The sequence below is a fragment of the Campylobacter sp. CFSAN093233 genome (assembly GCF_011068165.1).
Classification (GTDB): Bacteria; Campylobacterota; Campylobacteria; order Campylobacterales; family Campylobacteraceae; genus Campylobacter_D; species Campylobacter_D jejuni.
In genome coordinates this window covers 91,246-115,681 of record NZ_JAAMWY010000006.1, presented here as the reverse complement: position 1 = coordinate 115,681, position 24,436 = coordinate 91,246, and the positions used below count along the sequence as shown (strand labels likewise).

General features: G+C 30.7%; 20 protein-coding genes and 1 pseudogene. 15 read left to right on the top strand and 6 right to left on the bottom strand.

The window, feature by feature from the left end:
* Window positions 1-31 precede the first annotated feature (31 nt).
* From FBF15_RS05035 to FBF15_RS05000, 8 genes and pseudogenes are all read left to right on the top strand, one after another.
* Window positions 32-1,552 (top strand): hypothetical protein, encoded by a 1,521-nt coding sequence (locus FBF15_RS05035; RefSeq protein WP_002898531.1) that lies wholly within the window; start codon window positions 32-34, stop codon window positions 1,550-1,552.
* Window positions 1,533-3,722: a carbamoyltransferase HypF gene (gene hypF / locus FBF15_RS05030; RefSeq protein WP_165432930.1), complete on the top strand. Its 2,190-nt coding sequence runs from the start codon at window positions 1,533-1,535 to the stop codon at window positions 3,720-3,722. Before FBF15_RS05035 ends, hypF begins: the two co-directional genes overlap by 20 nt.
* Window positions 3,723-3,799: 77 nt before the next feature.
* Window positions 3,800-4,543, top strand: a complete 744-nt coding sequence (gene hypB / locus FBF15_RS05025) for a hydrogenase nickel incorporation protein HypB (protein ID WP_002776330.1) — start codon at window positions 3,800-3,802, stop codon at window positions 4,541-4,543.
* Window positions 4,543-4,824 carry a HypC/HybG/HupF family hydrogenase formation chaperone gene (locus tag FBF15_RS05020; protein ID WP_002776342.1) on the top strand — a complete coding sequence of 94 codons (282 nt, stop codon included), beginning with the start codon at window positions 4,543-4,545 and terminating at the stop codon, window positions 4,822-4,824. The genes hypB and FBF15_RS05020 overlap by 1 nt, the downstream gene beginning before the upstream one ends.
* Window positions 4,808-5,899 carry a hydrogenase formation protein HypD gene (hypD, locus tag FBF15_RS05015; RefSeq protein WP_002776343.1) on the top strand — a complete coding sequence of 364 codons (1,092 nt, stop codon included), beginning with the start codon at window positions 4,808-4,810 and terminating at the stop codon, window positions 5,897-5,899. The genes FBF15_RS05020 and hypD overlap by 17 nt, the downstream gene beginning before the upstream one ends.
* The gene (gene hypE, locus FBF15_RS05010; protein ID WP_002776344.1) at window positions 5,896-6,870 is read left to right on the top strand and encodes a hydrogenase expression/formation protein HypE; all 975 of its coding nucleotides are present in this window, start codon (window positions 5,896-5,898) and stop codon (window positions 6,868-6,870) included. Before hypD ends, hypE begins: the two co-directional genes overlap by 4 nt.
* Window positions 6,870-7,214: a hydrogenase maturation nickel metallochaperone HypA gene (gene hypA, locus FBF15_RS05005; RefSeq protein WP_002826529.1), complete on the top strand. Its 345-nt coding sequence runs from the start codon at window positions 6,870-6,872 to the stop codon at window positions 7,212-7,214. Before hypE ends, hypA begins: the two co-directional genes overlap by 1 nt.
* A 359-nt stretch (window positions 7,215-7,573) precedes the next feature.
* Window positions 7,574-11,007 (top strand): annotated as a pseudogene (locus FBF15_RS05000) (autotransporter outer membrane beta-barrel domain-containing protein).
* A 230-nt stretch (window positions 11,008-11,237) separates the two neighbouring features.
* Here the strand turns inward: FBF15_RS05000 and holA are convergent.
* Together holA and FBF15_RS04990 are read right to left on the bottom strand one after the other, a co-directional pair.
* Complete coding sequence (gene holA, locus FBF15_RS04995; RefSeq protein ID WP_052784021.1) at window positions 11,238-12,203, bottom strand: DNA polymerase III subunit delta; 966 nt, start codon at window positions 12,201-12,203, stop codon at window positions 11,238-11,240.
* The gene (locus FBF15_RS04990) at window positions 12,196-14,130 is read right to left on the bottom strand and encodes a ribonuclease R family protein (protein ID WP_165432954.1); all 1,935 of its coding nucleotides are present in this window, start codon (window positions 14,128-14,130) and stop codon (window positions 12,196-12,198) included. Before FBF15_RS04990 ends, holA begins: the two co-directional genes overlap by 8 nt.
* Before the next feature lie 118 nt (window positions 14,131-14,248).
* Between FBF15_RS04990 and ilvC the strand changes: the two genes are divergently transcribed.
* Genes ilvC through FBF15_RS04965 form a run of 5 tightly spaced genes read left to right on the top strand, consistent with a single transcriptional unit; the run spans window position 14,249 to window position 18,368 of the window.
* A complete protein-coding gene (ilvC, locus tag FBF15_RS04985; RefSeq protein ID WP_002852218.1) occupies window positions 14,249-15,271 on the top strand; it encodes a ketol-acid reductoisomerase in 1,023 nt (340 codons plus the stop codon).
* 3 nt (window positions 15,272-15,274) lie between these two features.
* Window positions 15,275-16,357 carry a divergent polysaccharide deacetylase family protein gene (locus FBF15_RS04980; protein WP_002852295.1) on the top strand — a complete coding sequence of 361 codons (1,083 nt, stop codon included), beginning with the start codon at window positions 15,275-15,277 and terminating at the stop codon, window positions 16,355-16,357.
* Entirely contained in the window at window positions 16,347-17,120 is a 774-nt protein-coding gene (locus tag FBF15_RS04975; RefSeq protein WP_165434589.1) for a DNA-processing protein DprA, read from the top strand. The genes FBF15_RS04980 and FBF15_RS04975 overlap by 11 nt, the downstream gene beginning before the upstream one ends.
* Window positions 17,117-17,500 carry a Holliday junction resolvase RuvX gene (gene ruvX / locus FBF15_RS04970; RefSeq protein WP_002918422.1) on the top strand — a complete coding sequence of 128 codons (384 nt, stop codon included), beginning with the start codon at window positions 17,117-17,119 and terminating at the stop codon, window positions 17,498-17,500. Before FBF15_RS04975 ends, ruvX begins: the two co-directional genes overlap by 4 nt.
* 28 nt (window positions 17,501-17,528) lie before the next feature.
* Window positions 17,529-18,368, top strand: coding sequence for an RsmB/NOP family class I SAM-dependent RNA methyltransferase (locus FBF15_RS04965; RefSeq protein ID WP_079460160.1), 840 nt, complete (start codon window positions 17,529-17,531; stop codon window positions 18,366-18,368).
* Between the two features lie 175 nt (window positions 18,369-18,543).
* On the opposite strand, the gene msrA is transcribed toward FBF15_RS04965, so the two are convergent.
* Genes msrA through aspS form a run of 4 tightly spaced genes read right to left on the bottom strand, consistent with a single transcriptional unit; the run spans window position 18,544 to window position 21,937 of the window.
* Window positions 18,544-19,041 carry a peptide-methionine (S)-S-oxide reductase MsrA gene (gene msrA / locus FBF15_RS04960; protein ID WP_002852283.1) on the bottom strand — a complete coding sequence of 166 codons (498 nt, stop codon included), beginning with the start codon at window positions 19,039-19,041 and terminating at the stop codon, window positions 18,544-18,546.
* Between the two features lie 41 nt (window positions 19,042-19,082).
* A complete protein-coding gene (ppa, locus tag FBF15_RS04955; RefSeq protein ID WP_002867724.1) occupies window positions 19,083-19,601 on the bottom strand; it encodes an inorganic diphosphatase in 519 nt (172 codons plus the stop codon).
* Window positions 19,602-19,610: 9 nt separating this feature from the next.
* Window positions 19,611-20,189: an adenylate kinase gene (locus FBF15_RS04950; RefSeq protein ID WP_002859580.1), complete on the bottom strand. Its 579-nt coding sequence runs from the start codon at window positions 20,187-20,189 to the stop codon at window positions 19,611-19,613.
* Window positions 20,186-21,937 carry an aspartate--tRNA ligase gene (gene aspS, locus FBF15_RS04945; protein ID WP_002890710.1) on the bottom strand — a complete coding sequence of 584 codons (1,752 nt, stop codon included), beginning with the start codon at window positions 21,935-21,937 and terminating at the stop codon, window positions 20,186-20,188. Before aspS ends, FBF15_RS04950 begins: the two co-directional genes overlap by 4 nt.
* A 90-nt stretch (window positions 21,938-22,027) precedes the next feature.
* Here aspS and FBF15_RS04940 point away from each other — a divergent pair, with 90 nt between their 5' ends.
* Both FBF15_RS04940 and FBF15_RS04935 read left to right on the top strand, forming a co-directional pair.
* Entirely contained in the window at window positions 22,028-22,888 is an 861-nt protein-coding gene (locus FBF15_RS04940) for an NAD(+) kinase (protein WP_002858573.1), read from the top strand.
* Entirely contained in the window at window positions 22,888-24,411 is a 1,524-nt protein-coding gene (locus tag FBF15_RS04935; RefSeq protein ID WP_038814104.1) for an AAA family ATPase, read from the top strand. The genes FBF15_RS04940 and FBF15_RS04935 overlap by 1 nt, the downstream gene beginning before the upstream one ends.
* Window positions 24,412-24,436: the final 25 nt, after the last annotated feature.

The following is a 24,436-nucleotide window of genomic DNA, read 5'->3' as shown; positions in this document are numbered from 1 at the left end:
TTTATAGTTTATTTTTCAAAAAAGGCATAATATGACTTTGGATTTTGATTTTATTTATAATGCGGATAATGATATTTTTGAATATTTATTGCGTTTTTATGCGAAAAATTATAACTACACCCTTAGTAAAGAAGAAAATACTTATCATTTTTCTATCGATGCAGATGAAGAAAATTTAAAGACTTTTTGTGATTCTTTGAATTTCATGAGTCATAGCGTTTTTTTGAAAAAATTTGATGTAAAAGCGGGGCAGGGTTTTAGCCCTTGTATACCAGAAGATAAAGAATTTTCGAAATTTTCTTATATTACTTATTTAAATTCTAATGCTTATCAAGAAAAAAAACTTTTAAACAAAAATGAATGGGGTGTGTTTTGTGAGTGTGAATTTTCAAGCAATTTATCAGAATTTGAAAAAATCAATGAAGAAAATTTCAATACTTTTTTAAATCTTGCTTTTGATTTGTTAAGTCAAGAAAAAAAGATTTATTTGAAAGATAAAAATGGCATTTATGAATTTTCTTTGTTTAAGAACGAATTTATAGGAGATTTTTTACTTCCTTGTGATATTAAAGCTATAAATTCAGTTTTTGTTTGTTCAAATGAAAATTTAAAACTTCTTGCAAGTTTGGAAAAACCTTTGATGAAGCTAAGGCTTAATGCCATATTTAGAAAAAATCACAATCTTGATTTTAATGATTTTAAAATCAGACTTGCTAGGGATTTGTTTTGTTTTGCTTTAGGTTTAAAACTTTTTGAAAATGAATATAAATTTTTAAGCGTAAAAAAGATAGAAGAATATCAAAAAGATTTTTATATCAGTGCTTTAGATGAGCAAGTGGTGGTTTTGGAAGGCTTTGAATTTATCAATGCTAAGGCAAGAGAGCTTATTTTTTCTAAAGAAGATAAAAATATGGCAAGAATTTCTTATCTTGTAAGCCGTTATAAAGAAAAGGCTTTTATTTTAGAGCTAAGTAAAGATGATGAAGATATTTTGCTTATCAACAAAGAGCTTAATTTGCTTAAACTTTGCTTACCAAAACACAGCAAAGAGCTTTATGAAGAGATCAAAAAAGATGAAATTGGTGCAAGGCTTTTAGAAAATTTTAGCAAGGAATTTCCTCTTTTAGATGAAAATTTTGAGCTTCAAAACAATTTTTATTCCTTGTTTGGCTTAGTAGGAAGAGTGCTAAATTTGGGTAAAAATTTACAAGAGAGTGTTAGCGAGCTTTTAAAAATCGCTGATGAGTCAAAAATGCCTCGTGGAGTAAAGATTGATTATCGTTTGAAAGAAGATAAAAGTTTTGATTATACAAGAACTTTAAGATCTGCTATGAGTTTTATGTTAGCAGGTGTGGATAGTGCTAATATCGCTTATGGAGCGGTTGAGAGTTTGGCTTATTTCTTGCGTGATACTTATGATGAATTAAGAGAGAAAAAGCAAAGCGACTTAGCGCTTATAAGCGGCTCTTTGTTTGAACATAAATCTTTACTTAAAAATACTTTAAAACATCTTAAAAATTGTCAGTTAAGCGATGTGCCACTTAGGATATAAGATCAAAATTTCAGGTCTAGTTCAAGGGGTGGGTTTTCGCCCCTTAGTTTATGAACTAGCTTTGAAATCAAAGCTTTTTGGAGAAGTAAGAAATGATGGTTTTGGGGTAGAAATCATCCTTGCTTGCACTCAAAAAGAATGTGAAAATTTCATAGAAAATTTAAAAAATCATCTCCCGCCTTTAGCAAGAATAGATCAGCTTATAATCACGCAAATTTCTATTTCAAACTATGAAAATTTTAGCATTACTCCTTCTTTAGAGAATACAAAAAGCACGCCTATGTTAAGCGATTTTGCGCTTTGTAAGGAGTGTAAAAAAGAATTTTTTGATGAAAAAAATCCACGCTTTTTGTATCCCTTTATCACTTGCACACATTGTGGGCCACGCTTTAGTATTATAAAAAGTCTTCCTTATGATAGAGCCCATACTTCCATGCAAGAATTATTGATGTGTGAGTTTTGTAAAAGCGAATACGAAGATCCTAAAAATAGGCGTTTTCATGCCCAGCCTATTAGTTGTCCTAAGTGTAAAATCAATGTTTTTCTTAAAAATCCAAAGGGTGAAATTTTAGCCAAAGATCAAGAAGCTTTTATACAAAGTGCGAAGTTTTTAAAGGAAGGTAAAATTTTAGCCATAAAAGGCATAGGTGGTTTTCATCTCATGTGTGATGCGTTTAATGAAGAAGCTTTAAAAACTCTAAGACTTAGAAAAAATCGCCCTAAAAAACCTTTTGCTTTGATGTGTAAAGATTTACAAAGTGCTAAAGAACTTGCCTTTATAGATGAAAAAGAAGAAGCTTTGCTTGGTGGGGTTTTAGCTCCTATTGTGATTTTAAAGGCAAAAAAAGCCTTTTCTTTAATCGCTCCTGATGTTGATAAAATCGGTATTATGTTAGCTTATACACCTTTACATCTTTTGCTTTTTGAGTATTTTAAAGGAAGCCTTGTAGCAACGAGTGCAAATTTAAGCGGAGAAAGTATTATTAAAGATGAGTTTAATTTGTGTAAAAAACTTGATAAAGTTTTTGATTTTTATTTGGATTATGATAGGGAAATTATCAATGCAAGTGATGACAGCATAGCTCAAGTGGTAAATGGTGAAACTATGTTTTTGCGTACTTCAAGGGGTTTAAATCCTTTTTATTTGGAAAGAAATTTTAATAAAAAAGGCACTTTTTTAGCTTTGGGTGCGGAACTTAAAAATGAATTTGTGATTTTTTATGAAAATAAACTTTTAATTTCTCCTTATATAGGGGATTTGAAAAGTCTTGATGTGCATGAGAGATTTTTTAAACTTTTAGAATTTTTTAAACAAAATTATGATTTGAAATTTGATGCGATTTTGTGCGATAAACACCCGCATTTTAGCTATGCAAAAGAATTTGAAGAAAGGATTAAAATTTCTCATCATTATGCGCATTTTTGTGCGGCTTATTTTGAATACGAAGAAAATTTTGCAAAAGATGAAAAGGCTTTAGCTTTTATTTGTGATGGAACAGGTTATGGCGAAGATGGTAAAATTTGGGGTGGAGAAGTTTTTGTAGGAAATTTAAAAGAATATGAAAGAATTGCACATTTTGAAAATTTCACTCTTATAAATAGTGATATTAAAAATATACAAAATTTAGCCTTAAGTCTTATTTTTCATTATGATTTAGAAGATAAGGCTAAGGATTTTTTAGCAAAAATTCCAAAAATTAAACTTAAAAATCTTAAAAAAATTTATTCTCATTCTAACTTACAAACAAGTTCTTTAGGACGCATTATCGATGCTTTTGGAAGTATTGTTTTTAACTTAGAAAAAAGTTCTTATGAAGCTCAAGTTGGCTTAATGTGTGAAGCTTTTTATGATAAAAATCTTGATTTTTCTTATAAGCTTTTTGTAGAAAAAGGGCAGGTTAATTTTAAAAATTTAATCCTAGGGGCTTTGCAAGATGAAAAAACTAAGGCGATTACAGGTATGTTTAATGCCTTGGCAAATTTTATCATAGATTTTAGCAAAGATTATGATTTAAAAGTGCTTTTAAGCGGAGGGGTTTTTCAAAACAAAACCTTGCTTGAAATTTTAAAAGCTAAAAATTTTGATTTTTTTATACCTTTAAAGTACCCTTGTAATGATAGCTCCATATCCTTAGGACAAATGGTGCATTTTTTAAATTTAGAAAAATAAAGCAAATATTCTAAAAACTCATAATTTTTTAATGCTTTTAAGGTTAAAATGAAACAAAAAATATATAAGGAAAGAAAATGTGTAAAGATTGCGGCTGCTCTATAAATTCAAGCCATACGCATGGTCATCATCACGACCACCATCATGAAAATCCAAGCTTAAAAGAGGGTAAAACCATAGAAGTGATTTCTAAAATTTTAAGCAAAAATGATGAAGAAGCTAAGCACAATAGAGCGCATTTTAATGAAGCTAACACGCTTTGTATCAATTTAATGAGTTCTCCAGGTAGTGGAAAAACCACGCTTTTAGAAAGCACGATTAAGGCTTTGAAAAATGAACTTAAAATTGCTGTGATTGAAGGGGATTTAGAAACCAATAATGATGCTCTAAGGGTAAAAAATGCCGGAGCTTTGGCGTATCAAATCACTACAGGACAAAGCTGTCATTTGGACGCTTTTATGGTGCATGAGGCTTTGCATCATTTAGCCATTGATGATGTGGATTTGCTTTTTATAGAAAATGTTGGAAATTTGGTTTGTCCTGCAAGTTATGATTTAGGAGAGCATTTAAATGTGGTTTTGCTTTCGATAACTGAAGGAAGTGATAAACCGCAAAAATATCCTGTGATGTTTAAAAAGGCTGATATAGTTTTAATCACAAAGGCAGATTTAGCTCATCATTTTGATTTCGATATTAAAGAGGCGACTAGGTTGATTAAAGAATTAAATCCTAGAGCAGATATTATCACCCTTGATGCAAAAAATGGCACCAATATGGAGCTTTGGTATAAGGTGCTTAAACTTAAAAAGGAGCTTTTTTAATGTGTTTGTCTATACCTTCTGAAATTTTAGAAATCGATGAGTTAAACAATGCTTTAGTACAAACTTTAGGCGTGAAAAGAAAAGTTAATTTGGATTTGATTGATGAACCTTTAAAACAAGGCGATTATGTATTAATCCATGTAGGCGTTGCTATGGAAAAAATCGACAAAGAAGCTGCACTAGAAAGCATTAAAACCTATCAAGAAATAGTAGAAAAAATGAATAGTGGAGAGATAAAAAGTGATGAAGGAGATTTGGGTTTAAATGAATTTCATCGATGAATTTAGAGATAAAGAAAGCATTTTAGCTTTAAAAAAACTCATAGAACAAGAACTTAAAAATCCTATTAATATCATGGAAATTTGCGGTGGGCATACGCATAGTATCATGAAATATGCTTTGCCTTCTATTTTGCCAAAGGAAATTAACTTTATCCATGGGCCAGGATGTCCTGTTTGTGTTATGCCAAGAGTTCGCATTGATACAGCTATCAAGTTAGCCTCCATGAAAGATACGATTTTTTGTACTTTAGGGGATCTTTTAAGGGTGCCTGGAAGTGAAATTTCTTTACTGGATTTAAGAGCTAAAGGGGCTGATGTTAGAGCGCTTTATTCTCCGCTTGAGGTTTTGGAAATTGCTAAGCAAAATTTAAACAAAAATATCATCTTTTTTGCTATAGGTTTTGAAACTACTACGCCTATGAGTGCTTTACTTCTTCAAAAGGTTATAGAAGAAAAAATAAATAATGTCTTTTTTCATATCAATCATATCACAGTTCCAGCACCTGTAGAAGCGATCATGAATGATGAAAATGTAAAAATCAATGCTTTTTTAGGTCCTTCTCATGTGAGTGTGATAACAGGTTATGGTATTTATGAGCCTTTAGCAGCAAAATTTAAAACCCCTATAGCGGTGAGTGGTTTTGAGCCAGTTGATATTTTAGAAAGTGTGTTAAATATCATAAAACAAAGCAATGAAGGCACTTTTAAAGTGTATAATCAATACAAAAGAGCCGTAAGCAAAGAAGGCAATGTTAAAGCACAAAATTTAGTAAAAAAATACTTTAGGGTGTGTGATTTTGAATTCCGTGGCTTAGGACTTATTAAAGATGGAGGCTTGGAGTTAAAAGAAGAATTTAGCGCTTACGATGCGAGTAAAAAATTTGATTGTACGGTTCAAAGTAAAAATGAAAGCAAAGCCTGTATTTGTGGGCAAATTTTAAGAGGTTTGGCCAAGCCTTATGATTGTAAAGTTTTTGGCAAGGCTTGTACGCCAAGAAGTCCTATAGGAAGTTGTATGGTTTCTGGCGAGGGTGCTTGTGCGGCGTATTATAAATACTCAAAGGTGAATGCATGAAAAATATTTCCTTAGCCCACGGAGGCGGTGGAGAAGAGATGAATGAGCTTTTAACTAAGCTTTTTAAGATCTTTGATAATGAAATTTTAAACGCAAATAATGATGCAGCGATTTTGGGAAATTTGGCTTTAAGCACGGATTCTTTTGTTTTAAGTCCGATTTTTTTAGATGAAGAGGTTAATATAGGTAAACTTTGTGTTTGTGGTTCTATTAATGATGTTTTGATGGTAGGTGCTAAGCCAAAATATCTAAGTTTAGGGCTTATCTTAGAAGAAGGTTTTGAGCTAGAAAAATTAGAACGTATTTTAAAAAGCATTAAAGAAGAATGTGAAAAATGTGGAGTTATGTTAGTTTGTGGCGATACTAAAGTTGTTCCTAAGGGTAAAGCAGATGAAATTTATATCAACACTACAGCCTTAGGTGAAATTATTTCTAAAAAAGAAAGTAAAAATATCAAAGCAGGGCTTAGCATACTTCTTTCAGGCGATATAGGAAGGCATGGAGCTAGTGTTTTAATCAAAAGAAATGAGCTAGAAGCTGATATTAAAAGTGATTGCAAGGCTTTGAATAAAGAGGTTTTAGAGCTTTTAGAAAAAGATATAAAGGTTGTGGCCATGAGAGATGCTACTCGCGGGGGGCTTAGTGCGGTTTTAAATGAGTGGGCAAAGCAAAGTGGAAATGATCTTTTGATCTTTGAAGAAAAAATCATCGTTCAAGATGAGGTTTTAGGACTTTGCGAGCTTTTTGGTTACGAAGCGTATGAGCTTGCAAATGAAGGCACTTTTATACTTTGTGTGGAAAAAGAAGATGAGTTAAAAGCCTTGGAAATTCTAAAAAAATACAATGTAAATGCGAGTATTATAGGAGAAGTTTTAGAAGAGAAAAAAGCACGCGTGATCTTACAAAACGCTTATGGAGCAAAACGCTTTTTAGAAAGTCCTAAAGGCGAACTTTTACCAAGAATTTGCTAATGCACGAATTAAGTATAGTAGAATCTTTAATCGAACTTTGCGAAGAAAATGCCTTAAACAATAAGGCTTGTAATGTGCAAGAAATTTATGTAAAAATCGGGCGTTTAAGTGGTATAGAAGTGGATCTTTTTAAGCGTTGTTTTGAAACTTTTAAAGAAAACTCAAATATTTGCAAAAATGCTAAACTTTTTATAGAGCTTGCTCCGCTTGAAATTTTATGCTTAAAATGCGATCAAACAAGTATTTTAGAAGAAAATGTTTTTAAGTGTCCTAAATGTCAAAGTATAGAATATAAAATCATACAAGGTGAGGACTTACATCTTATGCGACTTGTGATGAAATAATATATTTGGCGTTTTTGTTACAATAGTAAATATTTTATCGATATTATTATTTTAATATTTAACAACCAAGCTAAAAAATCATAAATTTTGAAATTTTATCTAAAAATGCAAAAACTAAAAAAAATATATTTTTAAATTTATTTTAAATAAAATTTAAAAATATTATAAAAATATTGATAATATTTCATACAAATTTATTCTTATTAAGATATTTTAATTTAAACTAAAAATTTAAACCAAAATTTTAATAATAATTTAAGTATAATTATTATATAGTCTTCACTATTTTCTTATTATAGTTTTATATTATTTTTAAATATAAACAAGAAAATATAAATATAAAAGGAAAGGGAATATTTATGAATAAAACTGCATTAACTAAAACATACACAAAAGATATACAAAATTCCTGTTTAAATTCTAAAAAGATAGTTTTATCTTTAGCTACTATTTCTTTTTTGGCAAGTTGTACTCATGCTACACTTACTCCTGAAATAAAAACTTACGAAGAGACAAATAGACATGCTAAAGCTAGGTCAGGTCTTCAATCTAGAAATTCGAATAATGAGACTATAAATAATTTACAAACTTCAACTAAAACTATAAGTGGCACCGGCAATACTCTAGTTATAGAAAGTAGTGGAACTATTACTATTTCTAATGGTGGGCAACAAGCAGTAAACTTTCAACCAAATTCTTCAACTTCTACCTTTTTAAATAAAGGAACTCTTATAGGTGGAAATAATACTGCTAGTGTTCAACTAGGAGCAAATGGAAATAACGGTGTTACCATAGAAACCTTTGATAATCAAGGTATCATAGGCAATGGTTCTTCTAAATTTGGAGTAACAGTTTTTTGGGGGGGGGGAGTAAAGATAACCCTAAATCTATAATCAATAATTTTAGTAATAGTGGAACTATTCACTCTAATACTGGTGAAAGTATTTATTTTGGTAACGCCAATATATCAAGTTTTGCTAATAGTGGGACTATTAAGAGTAAACAAGGCACAGGAGTAAATATATCTCAAGGAACAAGTATAGAGAATTTTAACAATACCGGAACCGGAATTATTGAAGGCAAGAGAATGGGTGTAAATGTTCGTTCAACAATAAATACCTTCGTCAATGACGGTTTAATTGCTGCAACGAACGATGGAATACAGATAAATGCTAATGTAAAAACATTAATAAATAAGGGAACCATAAAAGGAGATGCTATATCTATAAGATCATTAGGTGGAACTATAGAAACATTGACCAATGAAGGCATTATGTATGGTAAAAGTGCTGGTATTTACATGAACAGAAGTCTTGTTAAAACTCTTACAAATAGCGGTACCATTAATCAAAACAATTCGGCAACTTGGTCTGCTGGTATAAAACTCGAAAATGGTAGTATCATAGAAAATATCATCAACACAGGATCTATCCGTTCTAATGCTTTTGGAATATCTGTAACTGGTGGTAAATTTGGAACACTTACTATAAAAGATGGAGGTCAAGTTTATGGAAAATACTCGGCAATAGGAGTGGGTCGATCGCAAACTCTAGGAGATTTATATATAGATGGACGTTCAAATAATGGCACAGTAAGTGGAATTTATAGTGAAGAACATGGAATTTTATTAGAGAATAACTCACGAACTCAAAAAATAGAACTTAAAAATGGCGGCATTATAAAAGGTAATATCGATGGTATAAGATTGATAAACTCGGCCTCTTTAAGTGGAGAAATGATTTTATCTGGCGAAGGTTCTAGGGTAGAAGGTGGAAGAGGTGTTGGTATATTGAATCGAAGTGGAAAAATAGAAGGCTCTATAAAAGTAGAAGATGGAGCAACTGTTACGGCTACTTCGAATCGAGCCATAGCTAACTCTGGCTCAGGAAGTATAACAGGTGGTATTATTGTTAGTGGGAAAAACACTAAACTTGAAGGAAATATAATCAATACAGGTAATGCTTCTATAGGTAGTGATATCAAGATAGAAGGTGGAGCTAAGGTAGAAGGTGGTCTTGTTAATCAAGGTAATGGAAGTATCTCAGGAAGTGTTCAAGTAAGTGGTGGTAGTAGTATTGATTCCATTACCAATGAGGGTAATGGAGCTATTTCTGGTTCAATTACTGTAGATAAAGATAGTAAACTTGATTCTATCACTAACACTTCTACATCATCTACAGGTATAAGTGGTTCTATTACTAACAATAGTGATAATAAACTTGAAATTTCTAATTCAGGTAATATCGGTGGTAAGATTGAAAGTACAGGTAGTGCTGATATGGTGATTAGCAATAGTAATGGTGGAACTATTAGTGGCGGTATTAGTTCTTCAGGAAGTGGAAGCACTAGTATTTCCAATTCACAAGGCTCAACCATAAATAACGGCATCACTGTTTCAGGATCAGCACAAGTTGAAATCTCCAATCAAGGCTCAGTAGGTAAAGATGAAAATGGTAATACAGTAACTAACAATGGTAGTGGTAGTGTTGGAATCAAAGATTGGCTTGTTTCTACAGATAAAAACACAGGTAAATTAAACACTGTGGTTATAGGTGGAAGTAGAGCTTTTAATGTAAAAGTAGAAAACATCACCGTAGATCAAAGCAATGTTGATCTTGAAGAGCTAAACGATATAAACAACATCATCTCAGGTGTTAATCAAAACAATATTGGCAATATAGGAACCAATGGAAGTGGAGAAATATCTTTAAGCTATGATCCAATAACAGGAAAGCTTACTACAGATTTTAATCTTAATGCTTCCATATCAGGTGCAACCTTTAGATCTTTAATCTCTACTACTTCAAGAAGATCAACCTTTATAGATAATGTTATGGGTAATTCTATGCAAAGCTTTGCTTTAGCTTCTTCAAGTAAATCTCAAAGCATCGCTATGTCTGAAAAGGGTAATTTATATGCAGATGCAAGTGATTATATAAAGAGTGATTTAAATAATGGAAGCTATGGTTCTAATAAAGAACATTCTTTATTCATCCTTCCTTATACTTCTTCACAGAATGTTGAACTTTCTTTAAATGAAGAAAGTAAAGGACACACTAAAGGAACCATTATAGGTTATTCTACTTTAAAAGACAGTGGAATATATGGTGTGTATGCAGGTTATGAAGATACAAAAATGGGTTCAACTTATTTTGATATTAATAATAGAACCTATTATGCAGGTTTAAAATACTTTAATACCTTATTTACTACAGAAAAAGGTCAAGAAGTTTATATCAAAGCTCAAGGTAAAGCTGCTTTGATTAAAAATGATTTAACTGAAAAAATAGGAAATAATGAAGCTAAAGCTGAACCTAATTCTTATGCTTATGGAGTCAATACAGCCTTAGGTATGAATTTTATTTCTAATAAAGATATATTCTCTCCTGAAATAGGTCTTGCTTATGAAGGAGGTTATACTGAAGCTTTTTCTATGAAAGACACCATAGGACAAGCAACAGTTAAAGGTGGAGAAAGAACCTATGCAAACTATTTAAATCTTTTCTCTACTAAAACAAGTCTTACTTGGTTTAGAGATTGGTTGCCTAATTTAAAAACTTCAGTAGAACTTGGAGCTAAGTTTAATATCAATCCTAAAGTAGAAGCTGAGGCTAGATTTGGTAATATAAAAGTAAGTGATGAGTTTGATTTACCAAGAGTACAAAAATTTGTAAGCACTTCTTTTATCGTTCCTGTTAATGAAGCTTTCTATTTTAGTTTAAGCTATAATGGAATGTTTGATAAAGATGGCAATACCCATACAGGATTTGCTCAGTTTAATTATCTTTGGTAATCTTATAAAAGATAATACTTAGTTTAATTAGTTTACTCTCCTACTTGTTAAAAATTTCATCCTGATAATTTTAAAATTATTAGGATGGATGTTTTTAAGGTTATTAAACTCTTTTTAGATTGCAATCATTCTTTTAAAGTATTTTAAAAACTCAGTTAAGATTAACAATACAATCATTTTAAATTATTTTAATACGATTAAAAGAAGTGAAGAGGATTGAAGAGTAAAAATTAATTTTTTAAAATCCTTGCAAGTTTAAGCAAATTTGAAATTAAAAATTCTTTTTTTACGAGCTTAGAATTGGTTTTAAGCTCGTATTCGCATTTAAGCAAAAGAGTGAAAATTTCTTTATATTGTTCGATTTTTAAACTAAAGGCTTGAGAGCTTAAATTTTGTCCCACTTGAGGAGGTGGAGTATAGCCTAAAAGATCTTTAAAATCAATTTTACCATTGACTTTAGCATAAAGTGCGATTTTAAACAAACGATAAAAAGAATTATACAAAGAGTTGATTAAAGCAATTTCATTAAAATTATCTAAAATTTTTTCAAGTTCGCTTTTAAAGTCTTGTTTCTTTAAAATTTTATCAAAAAAGCTTTCAAAACTTCCTGTATTCAAACTATAGCAGTATTGTTCTATGGTTTTTTCATCTACTCTTAAACCACTAAATTTATTAAGCTCACTCGCAGCAAGATATAAGTTTTCATCAAAACTTGTAAAAAGAGTAAATAAAGCATTTTGAGTGATTTCAACCCCTAGTTGTTTTGCTTTTATGCTTAAAAGCTCCACGCCTTCTTTAGCTCCGTTAGCTTTAAAAAATCTTACAAAATGAGGAGAGAAAATTTTTTCTATATCGCTTTGTTTAGAACTTTCATCATAAAGCTCTAAAAGAAAGAAATTGTCCGTATTGTTTTTACAAAGTTCGACTAAAACTTTAAGATCTTTTGTTGGAATTTTTTTAGAAGTTTTAATTTCTAGTAATTTTTTTTCACTAAAAAGCGATCCTGCGCTTAAAAAATCACTCGCACGAGTGAAGTTGTATTCTTCAAAAAAAAGTTTCAAAGTTTCATCGGGCTTATATTTTTCTTTTATAAATTCAGCATAAAGTTCGCTTTGAAAATTATCTGCTCCATAAAGAAAGAAAAAATTAGGTATTGAATCTTTAGAAAGTAAGATTTGAAGCTCTTTTCTATACATTTTCTTCCTTTATAAGTCTTTGGGTGATTTTAGCATAAATTTTTGCCATAACTATATCCGCTTCCATGATTTGTACTTCAACATTTTCTAGCAAATTTACACGCGTATCATAAAGGATTATATCCGCTCCTTTGATTTCATCATCTAGTTTGGCTATGCAAACTCCATCATTTTGGACAACTAAAGCTTTAAATTTTTTGCCTATATTTTTAGCTGCCCATCTAGCAAATTTTCTATCCATAAAATCAAAAGCAACCTTATCCGCCTCTCTTTCAAGTGTGCTAAGATTCTCACAAGTGCTTTCTATGTTTAAAAGTAGATAATTAAAAAGTTTTTCATCGTTTTTTTGCTTGGCTTTTAAAAGTCTGTGCAAAATAAGATCAGAATACCTTCTTATAGGGCTTGTAAAATGTGAGTATTTATCAAAACCTAAGCCAAAATGTCCCGCATTGACGCTAGAATATTCCGCTTTTTTTTGTGCTTTGATGATGAGTTTATCTACTTCTGCTCTTAAATTTAACTCATCAGCTAAAGCTTGTATGTCGCGTATGAGCTCAGGAAGATTGGGCTTAAAATTTACATCGATGCCTAATTCGCGTAATTCATTTAAAAGCTTATCGATTTTTCTTACATCAGCACTTAAGTGATTTCTAAAAACACCTATATCTATGAGTTTTGCTGCGGCTTTATTGGCTAAAAGCATACAATCTTCGATCAAATTATGCGAAGGCGTGTCTTTTTCAAAAACTGTACTTTTTAGACTTAAATTTTCATCTAAATTCATTCTTAATTCTTCGGTGCGAAATTCAAAGGCATTTTTAAGACGCATTTTGCGTAAATTTTTTGTGATTTCAAAAAGCTCATAAAGCCATGAAAGCTCTTTTAAATCAGGTTTTTGTATTAAAATTTCATCAACTTCATCATAATTAAAACGGCGTTTTGAGTTGATAATACCTTCAAAAAGTTCTTCTTTTATGACTTTATTTTCATGATTGAGTGTGATTTTAAAACAATACGCTAAGCGATCTAAATGAGGTTTTAAAGAACAGATATTTTCACTTAAAGGACGAGGTAGCATAGGTATAGCAATATGTGGAAAATAAATAGAAAATCCACGATTTCTTGCTTCTTTATCTATAGCACTATAAGCATAAACATATTCGCTAACATCAGCAATAGCTACATAAATTTCTCGTTTTTGAGTGTCAAAATAAATCGCATCATCAAAATCTTTTGCATGTATAGGATCTATAGTGCAAAAAGGCAAGGCTCTTAAATCCATGCGATTTTCATACATACTCGCATCAACACTATCGCCGTTTGCTAGGGCTTCTTTGATACAAGCGTCGCTAAATTCGTTGTTTTTATTGAAAAGGGCTAAAGAGATTTTTTCATCTATACTTTCATCGTGGATATGCCCTAAAACTTCTATGATATTGTTATTTTCATTTTCTATTTTTAAAACTGTTCCTAAAGGTAGTGCTTTTAAGGATTTTTGAGAAGCTTTTAAGGCGGTGCTTAATCCTGTTTTGATATTCATTCCAAGTACGGCTTCGCCATACCTTTTGGTGATCACTAAAGAGGTTTCATTGGCTCTTTTTAGAACCAAAATCACCTTTGCACTGGGGCGTTTTTTCTTTAAAGGTAGAAGTTTTACTGCAACTATATCTTTATAGTTTGCACCTTTTAGGTTTTTGTTTTCTATCAAAAGATCTTTTTTAAAACTTTCATCAAAGCATTGTAAAAAACCTGTACCTTTGCTCGAAATATCAAGCACCCCAAAGGCAAAACCATTGTTAAGATAGTATTTGTTTTTGTGTTCTTTAATGATATGATTGGCTAAAAGCTCTCTTAAAATTTGTTTAAATTCATTGCTTACTTCGTGAGAGCTAATGCCATAACTAAGACTGTTTAAAAATTCTTTCACTTTTAATACTTTATGATTTTTTGTAAAATTCTTACATAAAGTTTATAAAAAAAATATGAAATTTATACTTTAATTGCTATAATAATACCTTTAATTTTTGAATTTTTAAGGAGTGAATATGGCTATTACAGTATATTATGATAAAGATTGTGATTTAAATTTAATCAAATCAAAAAAAGTAGCAATTATAGGTTTTGGCTCTCAAGGACACGCTCATGCGATGAATTTAAGGGATAATGGCGTAAATGTAACTATCGGACTTCGCGAAGGTAGTGTAAGTGCTGTTAAAGCAAAAAATGCTGGTTTTGAAGTAATGAGTGTAAGTGAAGCTTCTAAGATAGCGGATGTGATTATGATTTTAGCTCCTGATGAAATTCAAGCAGATATTTTTAATGTCGAAATAAAACCAAATTTAAGTGAAGGTAAGGCTATAGCTTTTGCACACGGTTTTAATATCCATTATGGTCAAATTGTTGTTCCAAAAGGTGTAGATGTTATCATGATAGCACCTAAAGCACCAGGACATACAGTAAGAAATGAATTTACTCTAGGTGGTGGCACTCCTTGTTTAATAGCTATCCATCAAGATGAAAGTAAAAATGCTAAAAATTTAGCTTTAAGTTATGCAAGCGCGATTGGGGGTGGACGCACAGGCATTATAGAAACAACCTTTAAAGCTGAAACAGAAACAGATCTTTTTGGTGAACAAGCCGTGCTTTGTGGTGGACTTAGTGCTTTGATTCAAGCAGGTTTTGAGACTTTAGTTGAAGCAGGTTATGAACCTGAAATGGCTTATTTTGAGTGCTTGCATGAAATGAAACTCATTGTGGATTTGATTTATCAAGGTGGTATTGCAGATATGCGTTATTCTATTTCAAATACTGCAGAATACGGCGATTACATCACAGGGCCAAAGATTATCACTGAAGAGACTAAAAAAGCGATGAAAGGTGTTTTAAAAGATATACAAAATGGTGTTTTTGCAAAAGATTTTATCTTAGAACGCCGTGCAGGTTTTGCTAGAATGCATGCAGAACGCAAAAATATGAATGATTCTTTGATAGAAAAAACAGGACGCAATTTGCGTGCTATGATGCCTTGGATCAGTGCTAAAAAATTAGTAGATAAAGATAAGAACTAAACATTGTCAAAGAAAAAATTAGTTCAAATTCAGCGTTATTTAATCATAGCTATACTTTTTTTACTTTGCATAGCTTTAGCTTTGGGAATTTTAGTAAAATATCAAAATTCCCAAGATGTTTCTTCTGTTAAGCCGGATTATTTTATTGATAAGCAAGAAGATTTAATTTCATTAAATAAAGATCATTATGAAATTGGTATTTTTCAAGAGAATGAGTTTGATAATAATAAATCTGTAAGTATTTTAGAGCAAAAAATTCAAGAAATTGATGATTTAAATACAAGTTTAAATGAGCAAAATTTAAGCAGTGTGGAGCAGAATTTAAGTTTAGAGCAAAATCAGAGTTTAGAACAAAATTTTATTCTAAAAGATACAAATTTAACCCAAGATCAAAATTTAACTTTTAATGAAGATATTCATTTAAATAAAATTTCTAAAAAACCAAAACTTGCTATTATTATCGATGATATGGCAAATGCAAGTCAGGTTAGAGGTTTAAAAGCTTTAAATTTAAAGTTAAATCCTTCTTTTTTTCCGCCAGATAAAAACCATAGCGAAACGCCAAAACTTGCTTTAAAATTTGATTTTTATATGGTGCATTTACCTTTAGCAGCGATTAATTACAATAAACCTGAGCTTGATACTTTAAATCCAAATGATAGCAAAGAAAGAATTTTTAAAAAAATTAAGCAAATTAAAAAAGATTTTAAGGATTTAAGATATATCAATAATCACACAGGAAGTTTATTTACAAGCAATGAAGAAGCTATGAGAAAGCTTTATGAGGTTTTAAAAAATCAAAATATATTTTTTGTAGATTCTAAAACTATAGGAAATTCTAAGGCAAATAAAATCGCTAAAGAACTCAGTATGCCTTATATACAAAGAGATGTGTTTTTGGATAATGAAGATGATGTTAATTATGTTAAAAAACAACTCGAAAGTGCAGTAAAACTTGCACAAAAAAAAGGTTTTGTTATAGCCATAGGACATCCTAGGAAAAATACTTTTAAAGCTTTAGAGCAAAGTAAGGATTTGTTAAAAGGCGTTGATCTTGTGTATTTGAGTGAAATTTATGGCAAGTGAAATTTTGCCTGATGAGTTTTTAGAACTTTTTAAAGATTTAAAAAAGCCTCCTAAAAAATTACACTATAAAGGAAATTTATCTTTATTAAAACAAGATAAAATCGCTATTATAGGTTCAAGGCGTATGAGTGTTTATACGAAAAATCGTGTTTTTTCTTTAGCGAGTATGCTTAAAAATGCTCATCTTTGTGTGGTAAGTGGCGGTGCTTTGGGTGTGGATATCACCGCAAGTATGGCAGCTATGCCAAATATTATAGGTATTTTTGCCAATGGTTTAGATCAAATTTATCCAAGAACTAATGAAAAAATCATTAAACAAATTTATGAAAATGCTTTGGCTTTAAGCGAATACGAAGATGATTATTTGCCAAAAAATTATGACTTTTTACTAAGAAATCGTTTGGTTATTGCTTTAAGTAAGGCCGTTGTAGTTGCACAAGCAGATATAAAAAGTGGTTCTATGCAAAGTGCAAAACTTGCTTTAGAACTCAATAAGCCTTTATATGTTTTACCGCAAAGACTAGAAGAAAGCACAGGAACTAATTTTCTTTTAAAGGAAAATAAAGCAAAGTTAATTTGTGATTTTAAAGAATTTGTAAGTGAGTTTGCAAGTATAGATATAAATCAAGATGAATTTTTAGAGTTTTGTAAAAAAGGTGTGAGTGTTGATGAGGCTTTAAAAATTTATGGACAAAAAGTTTATGAATATGAACTTGAGGGAAAAATTTCCATAGAAGGGCTTTTTATAAGGGTTTTAGCATGAGAGCTTTGGCTTTAGATATAGGTTTAAAACGCATAGGTGTAGCGCTTTGCATAGATAAAAAGATCGCTTTGCCTTTAGATGCAGTTTTAAGAAAAAATCGCAATCAAGCCGCTAATGAAATCAAAAATTTACTTAAAATACATGAAATTTCTTTACTCATTGTAGGCATTCCTAAGGGTGGATCAAGTGAAGAAGAAATGACAAGACGCATTAAGCATTTTGTTTCTTTGCTTGAATTTGATAAAGAAATTTGCTTTGTAGATGAAAGCGGAACAAGCAAAGAAGCTTTAGAATACGGCATAGCCAATACACGCAAAAAAGATGGTAAATTAGACTCTTTATCCGCTTTTATCATGATAAAGGATTATTTTGCTCTCTAGAATAGAAAAACTTTATACCAAAGATGAAATGCAAAATATTTTATCTTCTTTTACTCAAGAAAAAAATGTTTGTGTATTTGCAAATACTTTAAAAATTAGCATTGAAGAATTAGAAAAAGAATTTTTAAAACAAAAATTAAAATTTAAAAAGATCAATGCTTATTGTTATTTGTTTGATGCCAAAGATAAGGCTATCTTAAGTTCTATGAAAGCTTTTAATGAGGCGCACTTTTATATACAAAATTATTCTTCTTATTTGTGTGCTTTAAATTTAGAAGTCAAAGCAGGGCAAAGGGTTCTTGATATGTGTGCAGCTCCGGGTGGTAAAAGTATCAATCTTGCAAATTTTATGCAAAATACAGGTTATTTAGCTTGTAATGAGATAAGTAGGGATAGATTTTTTATTTTGCAAAAAAGTCTTAAAAATTACGGCGTGAATGCTAAAGTTTTTATGAAAGATGGTAAAAATATAGGCAATTTATGTCCTTTAAAATTTGATAAAATCTTACTTGATGCACCTTGTTCGACTTTTGCTAAAATAGGTTTTGATTTGGAAAAAAGTTATAAAGAAATCAAAAATATTGCAAAAACTCAAAAAAAACTTCTACATTCTGCTTTAAAGGCATTAAAAATAGGTGGAGAGCTTGTATATAGTACTTGCACCTTTACCAAAGAAGAAAATGAAGAAGTGATAGAGAATGCTTTAAAAAGTGAGTTTAAATTAGAGCTTTTAGATATTGATTTGGAAAATGTTGAGGCTAAAGTAGGGCAAAGTGAACAATTTGCTGAAATTTCAAAATGCAGACGGATTTTACCAAGCTTAGACTATGATGGATTTTTCATAGCTAAACTTAGGAAATTATGTTAATTAATAAAATTATTCACATTTAAATACAAATTCATAAAAAAACTTAAAAAACAATAAATAATTTTTTCTTTATTTTAAAGCTTAAAGTTCTATTTTTAAGTACTTTGAAAAGAAAATCACAGCGTGAAAAGGCTGTGAATAAAGTTGAATTTTTTTTAACCTTAAAAAGATGAAATTAGTCTGATTGTATTTTTTGCAGTTTTGGAGCTATTACAGCTTGACAATATCCTTGATCGGGATTATTTATAAAATAATGTTGATGATAGTTTTCAGCTTTATAGTAAGTTTGCAATCTTGAAATTTTAGTAACTATTTTTTTACTAAATATTTTTTGCTGTTCTTCAATGAAATTTTGAGCTAAAATTTTATCTTCTTCATTTTCGTAAAATATTATTGAGCGATATTGTATGCCAATATCTTCACCTTGTTTATCTATACTTGTTGGATCATGAATTTTAAAAAAGAGTATTAGGATTTCAAGAAGAGAGATTTGTTTTTCATCGTAATTTATTTTGACAACTTCTATGTTACCATCACCATTACACACGCTTTCATAGCTAGGATTTGGTTTTCCTCCGCTATATCCAACTTCAGTATTGATTACACCTTTTAGACGTTCAAATACGGCTTCAATACACCAAAAACAACCACCACCTAAAATGATATTTTTCATTGCGAGTTTTCCTTAATCTTAGCCCTTTCAAAGGGCTAAGATTATTTATAGTTTTTGATTGCTTTTTCTAAAATTTCAATTGCGGCTTTTTCATCTTTGAAGTCTTGCACTTTAACCCATTTATTTGGTTCTAAAATTTTATAAGTTTCAAAGAAGTTTTTGATTTTATTCAAAGTTGCCTGTGGTAAGTCTGTATAAGTTTTTATATTATCATATCTCGCATCTATTTTTGAATTTGGAACTGCAAGAAGTTTTTCGTCCATTCCACTTTCATCTTCCATGATTAAAACACCGATTAAGCGGCAAGGAATCACAGCTCCAGCTTGGATAGGATATTCATTAAGCACTAAAATATCTACAGGATCACCATCATCAGCCAAAGTATTAGCAATAAAACCATAGTTTGCTGGGTAAAACATCGCGCTAGCCATAACGCGATCTACCATGATAGCACCGCTATCTTTATCGATTTCGTATTTTATATTTGAGCCATATGGAATTTCAATTACGGCATTGATTTTATTTGGAATATCTCCGATTTTGATTTTGTTTAAATTCATTTTTTCTCCTTATATACTTTGAATTTTTTTAATCAGTTCTTTCATGTCTGCAACGATAGGTTCGATAGCGCGCTCTCCATCGATAATAAAATGAAGTTTTTTCTTTTGATAAAAATCTAAAATTTCATTTAAAGGTTCTGTATAAACTTTCATTCTATTGTAAAACACTTCTTCATTATCATCTGCGCCACGATTTCTGCCTAAAACTCTTTCTTTGGCAACTTCTTCGCTTACTCTTACTTCTATGACGCCTTTAAGACAAATTTCATTTTGCTCACTTAAAACCTTATCAAATTCCATCATTTGCTCTACGCTTCTTGGATAGCCATCAATGATGATAGTTTTAGTTGGAGCAGCTTTTAGAGCACAAACTATAGTATTTATAACAACATCTAAAGGAACAAGATTGCCTTTGGAGATAAAACTATCTATAGTTTTTCCAAGCTCACTCCCACTTGCTACTTCAGCTCTTAAAAGATCTCCTGTTGAATAGTGTGTAATATTTGTCGCATCTGCTTGTGCGATTAAACTAGCATCGGTAGTTTTTCCACTACCTGGTGCACCTATGATTAAAAACAATTCTTTCATTTTATATTCTCCCTTAATTTGATTCCTAATTCTCTCATTGCTTCATTGCTAGCAGGCGATGGTGCATCTGTCATTAAGCATTGCGCTCTTTGGGTTTTTGGAAAGGCTATAACCTCTCTTATGTTGTTTGCTCCTGTAACTAGCATGATGAGTCTATCAAGTCCTATAGCGATACCTCCATGTGGTGGAGCACCAAAACTTAAAGCATCAAGCAAGAAGCCAAATTTTTCTTTTTGTTGTTCTTCATCGATATTTAAAAGTTTAAATACTTTTTGTTGAATATCATTTTTATGGATTCTTATACTACCTCCACCTAGCTCAACGCCATTTAACACTACATCATAAGCAATAGATGAAATTTCTTCTAAATCAGTCTCATCAATATTTTTTGGCATGGTAAAAGGATGGTGCATCGCAGAATAACTTCCGTCATCATTTTGCTCAAACATAGGAAAATCAACAACCCATAAGAATTCCAAGGCATTTGGATCTATAAGTTTTAACTCGTTGGCTAAGAAAATTCTAAATCTTCCCATATAATCAAGCACGGTTTTTTTAGCTCCTGCACCGAAAAATACCACATCTCCTACTTCAAGCTCACAGCGTTTGCTTAGCTCATTTAAATCTTCTTCGCTAAAGAATTTACAAAGTGGACCTTTAAGCCCATCTTTTTTAACTTGTATGAAAGCTAAGCCTTGGGCGCCAAATTTACGCACAAATTCTTCAAATCTTTGCATTTGTCTTTTTGAAAAAATAGTATCGCCTTTTGGAACGCGTATGGCTTTGATGCGATTTTTCTTTGTATCTTTGGCAATATTTGCAAAAATTTCATTATTTGACTTAGTGAAAATATCAATCACATCAATAAATTTAAGATCAAATCTTAAATCCGGCTTATCAGAGCCATAATTTTCCATAGCGTCTTTGTATTGCATTTGTCTAAAAGGGGTTTGAATTTCTTTGCCGCAAGCTTTGAAAATATCTTTTAAAAAAGTTTCAGCTACCTTGATCACATCTTTTTGTTCGCAAAAGCTCATTTCAACATCAATTTGTGTGAATTCAGGTTGGCGATCAGCTCTTAAATCTTCATCTCTAAAACATTTTGCAATTTGAAAATAACGATCAAAACCGCTACACATTAAAAGTTGTTTGAAAAGCTGAGGGCTTTGTGGAAGAGCATAAAATTCACCCTGATGCACACGAGAAGGCACGAGATAATCTCTTGCGCCTTCGGGAGTAGCTTTGGTAAGAATAGGGGTTTCAACTTCTAAAAATCCCATATTTGCCAAAGAATTTCTAGCTGCTATACAAGCTTTAGAACGCAAGGCAAAATTTTCATAAAGTTTAGGATTTCTTAAATCTAAAAAGCGATATTTTAAGCGTAATTCTTCATTTACACTTTCATCAGCGATAGCAAAAGGAGGTACGGCACTTTCATTTTCTATGGTAAGTTTAGAAACAACTACTTCGATTTCTCCTGTTTTTAACTTAGGATTTACAAGTCCTTCGCCACGCGGACGAATAGTACCTTCTGTAATAAGTACAAATTCATTTCTTGCATTGGAAGCGATTTCATGAGCTTCTTTACTATCATTTGGATCGCAAACAAGTTGGATAATACCGCTTCTATCTCTTAAATCTATAAAAATAACTCCACCATGATCGCGGTAGCTATTTACCCAACCGCAAAGTTTAACGCTTTGACCAACATGGGAAATTCCCAAGTCTGTATTATAATGACTTCGCAAATTTATTCCTTGAAAAAGATTTTTTAAGATAATGAGCAAAATTATAGTATTTTTATTCTTTTGCTTTGCTAAGATTTGATATAATTTTTTATGCAAAATAAAATAGATTATAAAAATATTAAAAAAATTGGACTTGTTACGCGACCCAATGTGAGTTTAGATAAGGAAATTTTAAAACTTCAATCGATTTTATCTATATATAAAGTTGAACTTGTATTGCTTAAAGAAAGTTCTGAAATTTTAGATTTGCCAAAGTATGGATTGGATGATTTGTTTAAAATATCCGATTTTGTTATTTCTTTAGGTGGAGATGGAACTTTGATTTCTTTATGCCGTAAAGCTTGTGAATATGATAAAGCAGTTTTAGGAATTCATGCTGGACATTTAGGTTTTTTAACAGATTTTAAAGTTGATGAAGCTGAAAATTTTTTTCAAGCTTTTTTTCAAGGAGAATTTAGAATAGAAAAGCCTTATTTGTTAAGTATTTTTTTAGAAGATAGGCAAGGAAAAATTTTAGAAAAATTGGCTTTTAATGATGTGGTTATCAGTAAAAACAATCAAGCTTCTATGGCTCATATAGAAGTTTTTAGAAAAGAAAAGAAATTTAATGAATATTTTGGAGATGGGCTTATTGTTGCAACTCCTGCGGGTTCAACAGCTTATAATTTAAGTGCAAATGGACCCATAGTTTATACTTTAGCTCAAGCTTTTATCTTAACTCCTGTTTGTTCTCATTCTTTAACACAACGCCCTATTGTCTTGCCAAAAGGTTTTGAAATAGAGATTATGGCAAAGGATTGCATGCTTTGCATTGATGGGCAAGAAAATTATAAAATGAATGATTTTAAAAGTATAAAAGTGGGTTTAAGTGATAAAAATGTGGCTTTAATTCACCCAAAAAATAGGGATTATTTTCAAATTTTAAAAGAAAAATTACACTGGGGAAATTGATGATAAATAGAATTTTTATGAAAGAAAATCTTGGTTTTAAAAAGGCTGAGCTTGAAATTTCTAAAGGGCTTACCGTTTTTACAGGCCTAAGTGGAGCTGGAAAATCGGTCTTGTTTAAAGGAATTTTATCCGCATTTTCTTTGAGTGAAAGTGAGGCTAAAATTGTCGAAATAGAAGTAGATGATAAGTTGGATTTAGAAAGTTTTGGTATAGAAAGTGAAGAGGAGAATGTTTTTAAGCTCTTAAAAGAAAAAAACACAAAATATTTTATTAACAATCAAAGCATAGCGAAAAAAAGTTTGCAAAATTTAAGTAAAACTTTTATTAAGTATTTAAGCGCAAAGGAAAATAACGAATTTGGAAATGAAAAATTTTTAAATCTCTTAGATGCCTTGGAGATGCAAGAAAATACAAATTTTGTTTCCTTTTTAGAAGATTTTAAAAAAGATTTTAATGCTTATAGTCAAATTTCTAATGAGCTTAATGCAATTTTAGAAGAAGAAAAAAAAGTAGAAGAATTAAAAGAACTAGCTAGAGCACAAATTGAAAAAATTTCAAGCATTAATCCTAAAATAGGTGAGTATGAAGAGCTTTTAATACTTAAAAAAAAGCTTTCTAAAAAAGATAAATTAGAAGAAGCTTGGAGTAAGGCAGAGCGTATTTTTGAGCTTGAAAAAGTTGTTATTGAAGCTTTAAATTTAAGCGAAGTTGATGCGAGTTTTTTTAGTGAATGTTTAAATGAATTGCGTGTGATTTGCGAAAATCAAAAAATGGAAGATTTGGATTTTGATGTGGAGGCGCTTTTAGATCGCATTGAAAATTTATCCTATCTTATCAAGCGTTATGAAAGCATAGAAAATGCTTTAGAAGTTTTAAAACAAAAAAAATATGAGCTAGAGCATTATGAAAATTTAAGTTTTGAAAAAAAAGAACTTGAAAAAAAATTTCAAGAATTAAAACAAAAATTAGAAGAAAAAGCACAAATTTTAACTCAAACAAGAAAGAAAAACCTTAAAAAATTAGAAAAATGTTTAAATAATTATCTTAAAGATCTTTATATGAAAGATGCAAGTTTGACGCTTAAAGAAAATGAAAAAATTTCAATTTTAGGCAAAGATGAGATAATGCTAGATATTAATTTAGCTAATTTAAAAAATTTAAGTTCGGGTGAATTAAATCGCTTAAGACTTGCTTTTATAGCTACAGAATGTAATATTTTAAATGCAGGCAAAGGGATATTATTTTTAGATGAAATTGATGCAAATTTAAGCGGAAAAGAGGCTATGAGTATAGCTAAGGTTTTAGAGGAACTTTCTAAGTTTTATCAAATTTTTGCTATTTCTCATTTGCCTCAACTTTCCTCTAAGGCACATAATCATTTTTTAGTTGAAAAAAATGGTGAAGAAAGTAAGGTAAAAAAGCTTGATCAAGAAGAAAGAATTAAAGAACTTGCTAGGATGGTAAGTGGAGAGCTTGTTAGTGATGAAGCGATCGAATTTGCTAAGACTTTATTTAAGAATTAAGCGGATTTTTTATTTTGCTATGTTA

What these genes read in the sequence shown, in the direction of transcription:
- FBF15_RS05035 (WP_002898531.1), top strand. Translation starts at nt 32, where the DNA reads ATGACTTTGGATTTTGATTTTATTTATAATGCGGATAATGATATTTTT.
- hypF (WP_165432930.1), top strand. Translation starts at nt 1,533, where the DNA reads ATGTGCCACTTAGGATATAAGATCAAAATTTCAGGTCTAGTTCAAGGG.
- hypB (WP_002776330.1), top strand. Translation starts at nt 3,800, where the DNA reads ATGTGTAAAGATTGCGGCTGCTCTATAAATTCAAGCCATACGCATGGT.
- FBF15_RS05020 (WP_002776342.1), top strand. Translation starts at nt 4,543, where the DNA reads ATGTGTTTGTCTATACCTTCTGAAATTTTAGAAATCGATGAGTTAAAC.
- hypD (WP_002776343.1), top strand. Translation starts at nt 4,808, where the DNA reads ATGAATTTCATCGATGAATTTAGAGATAAAGAAAGCATTTTAGCTTTA.
- hypE (WP_002776344.1), top strand. Translation starts at nt 5,896, where the DNA reads ATGAAAAATATTTCCTTAGCCCACGGAGGCGGTGGAGAAGAGATGAAT.
- hypA (WP_002826529.1), top strand. Translation starts at nt 6,870, where the DNA reads ATGCACGAATTAAGTATAGTAGAATCTTTAATCGAACTTTGCGAAGAA.
- holA (WP_052784021.1), bottom strand. Translation starts at nt 12,203, where the DNA reads ATGTATAGAAAAGAGCTTCAAATCTTACTTTCTAAAGATTCAATACCT.
- ilvC (WP_002852218.1), top strand. Translation starts at nt 14,249, where the DNA reads ATGGCTATTACAGTATATTATGATAAAGATTGTGATTTAAATTTAATC.
- FBF15_RS04975 (WP_165434589.1), top strand. Translation starts at nt 16,347, where the DNA reads ATGGCAAGTGAAATTTTGCCTGATGAGTTTTTAGAACTTTTTAAAGAT.
- ruvX (WP_002918422.1), top strand. Translation starts at nt 17,117, where the DNA reads ATGAGAGCTTTGGCTTTAGATATAGGTTTAAAACGCATAGGTGTAGCG.
- FBF15_RS04965 (WP_079460160.1), top strand. Translation starts at nt 17,529, where the DNA reads ATGCAAAATATTTTATCTTCTTTTACTCAAGAAAAAAATGTTTGTGTA.
- msrA (WP_002852283.1), bottom strand. Translation starts at nt 19,041, where the DNA reads ATGAAAAATATCATTTTAGGTGGTGGTTGTTTTTGGTGTATTGAAGCC.
- ppa (WP_002867724.1), bottom strand. Translation starts at nt 19,601, where the DNA reads ATGAATTTAAACAAAATCAAAATCGGAGATATTCCAAATAAAATCAAT.
- FBF15_RS04950 (WP_002859580.1), bottom strand. Translation starts at nt 20,189, where the DNA reads ATGAAAGAATTGTTTTTAATCATAGGTGCACCAGGTAGTGGAAAAACT.
- FBF15_RS04940 (WP_002858573.1), top strand. Translation starts at nt 22,028, where the DNA reads ATGCAAAATAAAATAGATTATAAAAATATTAAAAAAATTGGACTTGTT.
- FBF15_RS04935 (WP_038814104.1), top strand. Translation starts at nt 22,888, where the DNA reads ATGATAAATAGAATTTTTATGAAAGAAAATCTTGGTTTTAAAAAGGCT.